8 protein-coding genes, 3 tRNA genes and 1 pseudogene are annotated in these 9,545 nt (G+C 71.2%); 5 read left to right on the plus strand and 7 right to left on the minus strand.

All coding sequences use genetic code 11. The features are described from left to right. The 3 genes from AB0P06_RS25325 to AB0P06_RS25335 form a co-directional block, all read right to left on the minus strand. The coding region (locus AB0P06_RS25325) for a DEAD/DEAH box helicase (protein ID WP_363611047.1) at positions 1–1,705 on the minus strand (1,705 nt) is incomplete at its 3' end. Positions 1,706–2,760: 1,055 nt separating this feature from the next. Then, positions 2,761–3,135, minus strand: a complete 375-nt coding sequence (gene crcB, locus AB0P06_RS25330; RefSeq protein WP_363611049.1) for a fluoride efflux transporter CrcB — start codon at positions 3,133–3,135, stop codon at positions 2,761–2,763. Then, entirely contained in the window at positions 3,132–3,629 is a 498-nt protein-coding gene (locus AB0P06_RS25335; protein ID WP_363611051.1) for a CrcB family protein, read from the minus strand. Before AB0P06_RS25335 ends, crcB begins: the two co-directional genes overlap by 4 nt. A 70-nt stretch (positions 3,630–3,699) precedes the next feature. On the opposite strand from AB0P06_RS25335, the gene AB0P06_RS25340 reads away from it, so the two are divergent. From AB0P06_RS25340 to AB0P06_RS25355, 4 genes are all read left to right on the plus strand, one after another. Next, on the plus strand, positions 3,700–4,041 hold the full coding sequence (locus AB0P06_RS25340) for a metallopeptidase family protein (protein ID WP_363611053.1): 342 nt from the start codon (positions 3,700–3,702) through the stop codon (positions 4,039–4,041). Positions 4,042–4,157: 116 nt separating this feature from the next. Beyond that, positions 4,158–4,230, plus strand: a tRNA-Glu gene (locus AB0P06_RS25345). 56 nt (positions 4,231–4,286) lie between these two features. Then, a tRNA-Asp gene (locus AB0P06_RS25350) sits at positions 4,287–4,360 on the plus strand. Between the two features lie 27 nt (positions 4,361–4,387). Beyond that, positions 4,388–4,461: transfer RNA gene (locus AB0P06_RS25355), tRNA-Phe, on the plus strand. 153 nt (positions 4,462–4,614) lie between these two features. On the opposite strand, the gene AB0P06_RS25360 is transcribed toward AB0P06_RS25355, so the two are convergent. The 4 genes from AB0P06_RS25360 to AB0P06_RS25375 all read right to left on the minus strand — a co-directional run bounded on the left by AB0P06_RS25360 (position 4,615) and on the right by AB0P06_RS25375 (position 8,189). Next, positions 4,615–5,370 (minus strand): hypothetical protein, encoded by a 756-nt coding sequence (locus tag AB0P06_RS25360; RefSeq protein ID WP_363611055.1) that lies wholly within the window; start codon positions 5,368–5,370, stop codon positions 4,615–4,617. Positions 5,371–5,505: 135 nt separating this feature from the next. Next, positions 5,506–6,714 (minus strand): site-specific integrase, encoded by a 1,209-nt coding sequence (locus tag AB0P06_RS25365; RefSeq protein WP_363611057.1) that lies wholly within the window; start codon positions 6,712–6,714, stop codon positions 5,506–5,508. Then, positions 6,714–6,902: a helix-turn-helix domain-containing protein gene (locus AB0P06_RS25370; RefSeq protein WP_363611067.1), complete on the minus strand. Its 189-nt coding sequence runs from the start codon at positions 6,900–6,902 to the stop codon at positions 6,714–6,716. Before AB0P06_RS25370 ends, AB0P06_RS25365 begins: the two co-directional genes overlap by 1 nt. A 657-nt stretch (positions 6,903–7,559) precedes the next feature. Further along, positions 7,560–8,189, minus strand: coding sequence for a helix-turn-helix transcriptional regulator (locus AB0P06_RS25375; RefSeq protein ID WP_363611059.1), 630 nt, complete (start codon positions 8,187–8,189; stop codon positions 7,560–7,562). A 627-nt stretch (positions 8,190–8,816) separates the two neighbouring features. Here AB0P06_RS25375 and AB0P06_RS25380 point away from each other — a divergent pair. Next, positions 8,817–9,167 (plus strand): annotated as a pseudogene (locus AB0P06_RS25380) (hypothetical protein); the annotation flags it as partial. Positions 9,168–9,545 lie beyond the last annotated feature (378 nt).

Genomic DNA, 9,545 nt, shown 5'->3' on the forward strand with positions numbered 1-9,545 from the left:
GGTTGAAGCCACCCGAACGCTCGCGGTCGAAACCGCCCGAACGACCACCACGGTCATCGCGGTCACGGTCGCGGTTGAACGACGGACGCTCGTTGCGGGCCTCGCGGTACGCGGGGGTGCGCTCCTCCGTCGCCACCGGCGCGGCGGCGGCCGCCTCGTCCGTGGCCTCGGTGGTCTCGGCGGCCGGCGCCTCGTCCTCGATGCCCAGCTCGGCCCGCTCGCGCGCGGCACGCGCGGACAGGCGGTCGGCCTCCTCGCGCAGCTCGGTGGCGCGGCGCTGCGCGCGCTCCAGCTGGCGGGTCATGTCGGCGAGCTCGCGCTCGGCGGCACCGGCGATGCCGGCCGCGCTCTCGGCCTGGACCTCGATCAGCGAACGGGCGCCGGTGATCTTGGCGACCTCGGCGTCGAAGGCGTGGTCGAGGATGTGACGCGAGGCGTCGACGCCCGCGTCCTCCATCAGGCGGAAGACGCCACGGCGCTGGTGCGGCAGCACCAGGGTGACGACGGCGCCGGAGCGGCCGGCCCGCGCGGTGCGGCCGGAGCGGTGCAGGTAGTCCTTGTGGTCGCCGGCCGGGTCCACGTTGAGGACCAGGTCGATGCCGTCGACGTGGATGCCGCGGGCGGCGACGTCGGTGGCGACGACGACGTTGACGTAGCCGTCCTTGAAGTCGCCGAGGACGCGAGTACGGGCGCCCTGGGTCATGCCGCCGTGCAGCGCGTCGGCCTTCACGCCGGCCTCGATGAGCTGCTCGGCGACGCGGTCGGCGCCCATCTGGGTGCGGACGAAGATGATCGTGCGGCCCTTGCGGGCGGCGATCGCGTTGGTGATCGGCGCCTTGTCCTTGGGCTTCACCACGAGGATGTGGTGGGTCATGGTGGTGACCGCGCCGGCCGACGGGTCGACCTCGTGGGTGACCGGGTTCTTCAGGTAGCGCTTGACCAGGGTGTCGATCTCGTTCTCCAGGGTGGCGGAGAACAGCAGGCGCTGGCCGCCGGCCGGCACCTGGTCGAGGATCTCGGTGACCTCGGGCAGGAAGCCCATGTCGGCCATCTGGTCGGCCTCGTCGAGCACGACGGTCCGGACGTCCGCGAGCTTGGCGCTGCCACGGTTGATCAGGTCCCGCAGACGGCCGGGGGTGGCGACGAGGATGTCGACGCCGCGCTCCAGCGCGTAGATCTGGTTCGACATCGAGGTGCCGCCGCAGACGACCTTCAGCTTGAGGCCGAGCACCGAGCCGAACGGCTCCAGGGCGTCGGCGACCTGCATCGCCAGCTCGCGGGTCGGGACGAGGATCAGGCCGCGCGGGTGCTTGGGCTTGGTGCGCTCGCCGTCGGCGAGGCGGGTCAGCAGCGGCAGGCCGAAGCTGAGGGTCTTGCCGGAGCCGGTGCGGCCGCGGCCCAGGACGTCCTTGCCGGCCAGGGCGTCCGGGATGGTCGCGGCCTGGATCGGGAACGGGGTGGTGACACCGCGCTTGGCGAGGGCACGCACGACGTCGTCGTGCAGGCCCAGGTCGCCGAAGGTGAGGGTGGGCTCGGCGTCCTCCTCGGCCGCGACCTCGTCGGTCTCGACCTCGGCGGCGTCGGTGGCCTCGGCGGCGTCGTCGATCAGCTCGACCTCGACCGCGTCGGTGGTGGATTCGGTGGTGACATCGGCGGCGGACTCGCTCGCAGGCATGGCGAAGCGGGCGTCGTCAACGAGAGACATGCAAAACCTTCCGGAAGTGGCACGCGCCAAAGTCCGGGTTCTGTTTCACAACCGCCTCTATGCGGTCAGCCACGGATCGCCGGAACGCGCCAAGGGCGCCAGATGGGGATAGGGCGCCAGTCAAATGAATCAAACGAACGATCTACCACCATAGACGAACCTGGGGATCAGAGGCAAATGCCCTGGCCAGACCATTAGTGCCCACCCGCGCCAGGGCTCGGGGCCGAGGATCCGGAGCTGCTGGGCGACGGCCCCGGCCCCGGTGGGACGGTCGAGGCGGGCGAGGTGTGCCCGGCGCCGGGCGGCGTGGCGGGCCCCCCGGTCGGGCTCGCCGCCGGGGTGCTCGCCGTACCGCCGCCGGACCGCCCCTCGCCGGTGCCGCCGCCCGTGCCGTCGGAGCCGCCCGCACCGCCGGTCGACCCACCGGCTGCCGAACCGGCCCCCGGATGAGGTGGAGGGCTGGCACTCACGCCCCCGGCCGCGCCGTTCGCGCCGGGCGCGGCCCCACCCGGGGCGGCGTCCGGTACGGGCGCCGCATCGATGGGAGCGCCGTTCACGCCGGGCGCCCCATCGCCGGACATCGGGGCCAGGCTCACGCCCGGCGCGTTCGCGCCCTGCAAGCCCCCGGGACGCTCCGCACGCCCCGAGGCACCGCCCTGGTGACCGACGGCACCCGGCGTGGCCGACGCCCCGCCGGTGGGCTTGCCGGACGCCCCGACCGCCCCGACCGGCACCGCGCCGCGCTTCTCGTCCGCACCCGACCCCACCGACATGCACCCGGTCAGTCCCAGTCCGGCCGCCGCCAGCGCCGCCGCGACCCGCACCACACCTGTCCGCACGGCCGTCGCCCGCGGATCCGTCCGCCGGACCGCCACCTCCCGCACCGAAACCACCGAGCTCCCTCTCTACGCCCCACCCGGCCGCCCGCTGCGCACGGCCACTTTCGGTGCCCAACGCGCGCGCGGGCCACCGGGACACGGGCAGCGCGGCAGGAAGCGGCGGACACCATCCACCCGGCGCAACGCCGACGCCCCGGCCCCCTCCCCGGCCGGGCCCTACCCCCAGAGCGCCGAGGCCAGCCCCGTCCCCGCGTACACCGCCGCCAGGCCCGCCACCACGCTGCCCGCCACATTGGCGAGCGCGTAACCGCCGGCCCCGCCCTCGACCAGCCGCAGCGTCTCGTACGAGAAGGTCGAGTACGTGGTCAGCGCCCCGCAGAACCCGGTGCCGAGCAGCAGCTGGACGTGCGAGGACGCCGCGCCCGCCGCCACCGCGCCCGCCACCAGCCCGAGCACCAGGCTGCCGGCCACGTTCACGGCGAAGGTGCCCCACGGGAACGCCGAGTCGTGCCGGGCCTGCACCGCCCGGTCGGTCAGGTACCGCAGCGGCGCGCCGACCACCGCTCCGGCCACCACCAGCAGCCAGTTCACCCCTGCTCCCCTCGCGGCTCCCCCGTGCCCCGCCGGATCAGACGGCGCGTCACGGCGGCCGCCGCCCACACCGCGGCCAGCGCCGCCAGCAGCGTCAGCCCCAGGTACGCCAGCCCGACCCCCGGACGCCCCTCCCCGACCAGCCGCCGGATGTCCACCGCGTACGTGGAGAACGTGGTGAACCCGCCCAGCACCCCGGTCCCGAAGAACGGCCGCAGCAGCGGATGCGCGGGCCGTCCCTCGGTGATCGCCACCAGGAAGACGCCGATCACCGCGCAGCCGAGCACGTTCACCACCAGCGTGGTCCACGGGAACTGCGCCGGCCCGTTCGGCCAGAGCAGCGCGGCCCCGTACCGGGCCGACGCGCCGAGCGCCCCGCCCGCCGCGACCACCGCCACCACCGCCACCACCGGCCCCTGCCCGCGCAGCACCGGGGGCCGGCGTGGTGCCACCGCCCCGGGCCGCGCCCTCGCCGTGTCGTCCGAGGTCGCCATGGGCCCATCAAACACCGGCCCCGGCCACCTGGCACACCGTCACCGCAGACCCGACAATGATCCGGTGGAGATGACCCGGGAAGAGTTCGAGATGCTGGTCAGTGACGCCCTCGATCAGATTCCCCCGCAGCTCGCGGCGATGATGGACAACGTGGCGGTGTTCGTCGAGGACGAGCCCGACCCCGCCGACCCGGAACTCCTCGGCCTCTACGAGGGCACCCCGCTCACCGAGCGCGGCGAGTGGTACGCGGGCGTCCTGCCCGATCGGATCCTCGTCTACCGGGGCCCGACCCTGCGGCAGTGCGAGACCCGTGAGCAGGTGGTCGACGAGGTCCGCACCACGGTGATCCACGAGGTCGCCCACCACTTCGGCTTCGACGACCACGAGCTCGACGAGCTCGGCTGGTCCTGACCGCCCCGCCCCGGGACCCTCGCCCCACCTGGCCGAAACCCGTTTTGGCGATCCGCCCGACATCCCATATGCTTCTCGACGTCCCCGAGCGCTGGAAACAGCGGGACAGGCCGCAAGCCCTCATCGTCTAGTGGCCCAGGACGCCGCCCTTTCAAGGCGGTAGCACGGGTTCGAATCCCGTTGGGGGCACGCAGTACCGTAGTACAGTGCAGTACCGCAAGACCTAGTGGTGTCACACCACACAAGGTCCCGTGGAGCAGTTGGTTAGCTCGCCACCCTGTCAAGGTGGAGGTCGCGGGTTCAAGTCCCGTCGGGATCGCTCGTCTCGCAAGAGACGGTGCAGTACGGCCAGGTAGCTCAGTTGGTACGAGCGTCCGCCTGAAAAGCGGAAGGTCGCCGGTTCGACCCCGGCCCTGGCCACATAGCCTGACCAGGCACGATGCCCCCGAAGCGGATCGCTTCGGGGGCATTTTCGTGCCGCTTGACGCCAACGCTGACGCCAACGGCTCCGAATCGCGGCGAACCCGGGCAGCTCAGCCGGGCTACCTGGAGGCCTAGGCAGCGTGACGCCAATCACAATCCTTCGACTTCGACCATGCTGACGTCAGGGCCGTACGTGAAGATCCGGGGTGGCCCCATCCGGCTGATGATGGCCCGCATCGCGGATTCCTTCTCCTCCGGAGTCGGCCCGTCTGGATCAGTGAGACGGAAGCCTCGGAGGGCCACCTCGTAGGGGTCCATGTCCTCCGGAGTCGGCATGCCCTCCAAAACGAAGCCGAAGAAGAACCGCAGCGCCTCCTCCCCCAGGTCGAGGGGATGGAACGGCAGCGGGTACGGTCCCTTGGCCGGCCAGCCCGGCACCGGCTCCACCGGGTGCTCCCCGGCCCAGAAGGGCGCCTCGAACGGCAGCGGCTCGCCGATGTTCTCCATCACCCCGCTGCCCGGCGAGAGGCTGAGCGAGCGGACCAGTTGCCCGTCCTCCCAAACCGCGAAGGCCAGGAAATCCACCACGCTGTGCATCCAGTGCACGACCAGGCGGCGTCCCACGCTCGCGTCGATCAGGTGCTGAGGCAACCGCGAGGGGTAGTCGCCCACCCAGTGCCGGTCGCAGACGATGTCGGCCCCGGGGAAGCTGCCGAGGTAGGCGGTCCCGTCCGGCGGGTACGTCGCGTCGCCGAGCTCGCACCCGGCCGACTCCATGACCTCCCACCCGGGGTAGAGGCGACCGAGCAGCTCAGCAGTCCGCTTCGTATCCGCTTCCGCTGGCAGCCGCAGCGGGCCGGACGAAGCAGCATCCATGTAGACGAGCAGCCCGGTCTTGGCTCCCACGTGTCGACCCCTCTTCAGAACGATGGCCCCCGGTCCGAGGGCAGGCTGCAAGCTACCAACCGCGTAAGACACCGGTGCCCGGCAAGACCTGGGTCTTGCCGGGCACCGGACGAACTGGTGAGCCAGAGCGCGAGGCTAGGAGAGCGCCTCCCCGAGGCGGCTCAGGGCCTTGAGGCGCTCGGCGAGCGAGGCGTGCGCGTAGACCTTCATGGTCACGCCGACGTCGCTGTGGCCGGCGATCTCTCGGACGATGTGCGGAGGAACCCCGAGGTCGAGCAGCAGGGTGATGCAGGTGTGGCGGAGGTCGTGGAAGCGGAGGTCGTCAAGGCCGAGGCGACCGCGGACCGCGTGCCAGCTGCGGCGCAGGTTGTCCGGCTCGTACGGGGTGCCGATCCGGGACGGGAAGACGAGGTCGTTCTCCTGCCAGTTCATGCCGGCGGCGGCCCGCTCGACGGCCTGACGTTCCCGGTGGTCCACCAGGGCGGCGAGGGCCGGCGCGGGCAGCGGCAGGGTGCGCTCGGAGGACAGCGTCTTGGGCAGGACGAGCCGCAGCTCGCCTTCGACCCGCTGGAGGTTGGTGCTCACCGTGAGGGTGCCGCGCTCCAGGTCGACGGAGCTCCAGCGAAGGCCGAGCAGCTCGCCCCGGCGCATGCCGAGCATCAGCGCGAGCACGTACAGGGTGTGCAGGCGGTGGCCGCTCAGCTCCTTGAGCACGAGCTTGGCCTGAGCGGTGGTCAGGCCCTGGCCGATCCGGTAGTCGGGCGCGGGGACCTTCACGAGCTTGGCCACGTTCTTGTGGATCAGCTCCTCTCGGACGGCGTGCTCCAACGCGTTGCGGAGCACGGCGTGCACGGACTGGATCATCCGCGCGGACAGCAGCCGCTTGCAGCACTCGCCCGCAGCACAGCAGATCGGCTTGGGCCGCTGCGAGTCCCAGCCGCCCTTGCAGCACTGGCACTCGGCCCGCACCCGGTTCAGCCAGACCCGGACCTCCTGGGCACGCAGGTCGCGCAGCCGCTTGGCGCCGAGGCCGGGTATGAGGTGGACGCGGACCACGCTCTCGTAACCCTGGTAGGTCTTGGGCCGGCGGTTGGGCAGGACCTCCTCGGCGAGCCAGTAGTTGAGGTACTGGCCGACGTTGGAGTCGGTGTCGGGCAGCGGGATGCCGTTGATGGCGTCGGCCTGCAGCTCGACGAGGGCGTTGTGGACCTCGTCCCAGGTCTTGCCGTAGATGGAGACCCGCTTGCGGAGGCCGGAGGTGGTGATCACGTACGCGCGGCCGTGGTAGCGGCCGTCCTTGCGCAGGGTGATGCTGCCTGCGCCGTTGGGGTTGCGCTTGGCCATCAGGCCGCCACCTCCGCAAGGTCGGCGACGAACGTACGGACGGCGGCGGCCGGGACGCGGCGGGAGCGGCCGATGGTCACCGAGGGCAGGCGGCGGGTGCGGATGAGGTCGTAGACGGTGGAGCGGCCGAGCTGGAGCTGGGCCATGACGTCCGGGATGGTCAGCAGGAGCTGCTCGTGCGGGGCCATGGGGTCGGCCGCGCCAGCCGGAGCGGCGACGGGTACCGAGACGAGGACCGGACCGCCGAGCGAGCCGGCGGCTTCGGCGGAGGTGAACGACGGCGGCGCCGGGACGGTCGGCGAAGCAACGATCGAGAGTGCCATGCTAGGGACAGGACCCTTCAGTTGGCGGGCGCGCGAGCGCCCAGGTGCGGAGGGATCTGGCCCGGCAGGGGCGAAGGTTTGGCGACTGGACGCCTCTGCCGGGAACAGGAGAGAAGTCCCGACCGGCCCCGGTGCGGGGCGGCGGGTGACTGGGAAGAAGCTGTCGGCCCGAAGGCGGCACCGGGACGTGGTCACCGGCGACAGCGTGAACGGACCGTCAGATCGGTCTGTGGGCCGCACTGGCGGCGGGCATGGCAGAAGCGGCGAGACGGCCGGAGGCCACCTCGACATGGGCCAGACCAGTGGCAGTCTGGCCGGTGGCATGGCGACGCGTGGACAGCACGCGGTTCCTTCCCCGGTGGTTGGTGGGCGGCAACCCGGCACCGTGGTTGTTCGTCGTGGATGGGCGTTTTGCGCGGTTGGTAGCCGCAGTGGGGTGGACGTTAATCGGGAATCACGGCCGCACCAAATGGCAGGGCAGCGGCCGAGGGCGGCTCCGGCGGTCGGCGAGGTGCGGACTCCTTACTGGGTGCTCTCGGAGGACTCCAGGTAGGCGAAGTCATCGGGCAGCGCCGGGGGCACGACCTGCTGCTCGCGCATACGAGCACGCCAGTCGCGGAGCGCCTGGATGTCTTGCGCGTGAATTCTGTCGAACTCCGCGACCATGCGAAGGAACTTCGCTCGGTGCTCGGGGTCGCTGGCCAGGGCCGCCTCGCGGCGCTTCTCTTCGCCCATCTGGCGGCTGCGCGATGCGACCATGACGAGGATGCCGTGTTCCCGGAACATGTTGAGCACCGCCTGCGCGGGCGTCTCAGGAGCCTCCTGCAGCTCACCAGTCACCCAGGCCACCGCGTCCCACATCGACACTTCCCGCCCCGGCAGCACCTCGATGGCGGGGGCGGTACCGAGAGGGAACAGCATGGTGACCGGGGGCACGCCGAGGACCTCCGCAAGGACGAGGAGCTCGGCAACGTCGACACTCGCCCGCCGGCCGCTCTCGAGGTTGGCGATCACGGTACGTGGAATCGGGTACCCGAGCGCGGCGCAAGCGTCGGTGACGTCCTGGGCGCTCAGGCCGAGCTCCTTGCGCCGTGCTCGAAGAGCGTCGGCGACGCGGGCTGTCACCTTGGACGGCCAGTCGGTCTGTGTCATGGATGCAAAATTAGCTCCGATTGTGTGTCGCCGCAAGTCCGTGGTAGGGATTGAGGCACCGACTTCCCGACCGCCGGACGAGGTGAGCCCGTGAGCACACAGGAAGACCGGCCTGCTGTGTTGCAAGCCGAAGCCGCGGAGGAGTTCCCCAGACCTTCGCGCGGTGGCCGCTTCCGTCGCGCCGGCGCGTAGCCCGAGCGGGCGCGCACCCCAGCCCTGCCGGAGAACCCCGCCAAGCAGCCTCGCGACACCGGGCGGACCACCCTGTCTGCCGTGAGCGGATGGGGCCACTTCGCATTGGATCTTCAAGGGGGGCCGACATAGTGTCGAACTCACGCCGCCAAGCGGACGGTCGCATCAACACCCTCTGCACGGCTGGGAGTTGACCAAAACCTACTGGCCTCGCCGAAGAGGCCGCCCACCTACACCGAGGCCCTCGGTGCTACCAACACCGAGGGCCTCCACGGATCCCCTAACCGCCCATCCACGACGATCGACCGCGGTGACCGGATTGCCGTCCGAAATGTCACCGGGGAAGGAATCTCCGTGCCCAAGCGTACGACGCCGCGTGCCGCCAGCGCACGCCTTGTCTCGCACGCCTCCTCCCCGAAAGCGGGGTGGTAGGCCATGGCGCGCATCCGCACCATCAAGCCCGAGTACCCCGTCTCGGAAGACCTCGCGTCGGTGTCGCTTACCGCCGAGCGCACGTTCGTCTGCCTGCTTACCCAGGCCGATGACGAGGGACGTCAGCGTGACAACGCGGCGGTCCTCAACGGCGCGCTGTGGTCGCTGCGGCCCGAGCACACCCCGCTCGACACCGAGGACGAGCTGCGCCAGCTCGCCGAGACCGGCCTGATCTGCCGGTACACCGGCTGCGACGGCCGCCAGTACCTCCACGTCACCAAGTGGCACGAGCACCAGAAGATCTCCCACCCCACCCCCTCGCGCCTGCCCTCCTGCCCCGTCCACGAGCCTGCTGGCTGGTGCGGAAAGTGCAAGGCTAAGGGCCAGGGCTGCGCGCGCCCAGCTCTGGAGAACTTCCGGAGCCTTCCGGAACCGCTCGCGACCCTCGCGGAGGCCGTCCCCGCCCAGCGGCCCTGCTCAGCCGACGCCGAGTCCACCCCTGCAGTCGCCCTCCCGGTGCCCAATGCGGCAGCTCCGAGCGAAAGTGCAGGTCAGACGGCTTCTCCGGAGTTTCTCCGGAGGGCTCCGGAGAACGTCGTGCCTGGACCATGGACCTTGGACCATGGATCTACCCCTAACTGATCGTTTCAGAATGAGGTTCGGAGCTTTCGCAGGCAGATGATGCTGCAGGCGAGTTGGAGCAGGCCGAGGTGGAGGTCGGCGCGTATCTCG

Source organism: Kitasatospora sp. NPDC088351 (assembly GCF_040685575.1).
Taxonomy (GTDB): Bacteria; Actinomycetota; Actinomycetes; order Streptomycetales; family Streptomycetaceae; genus Kitasatospora.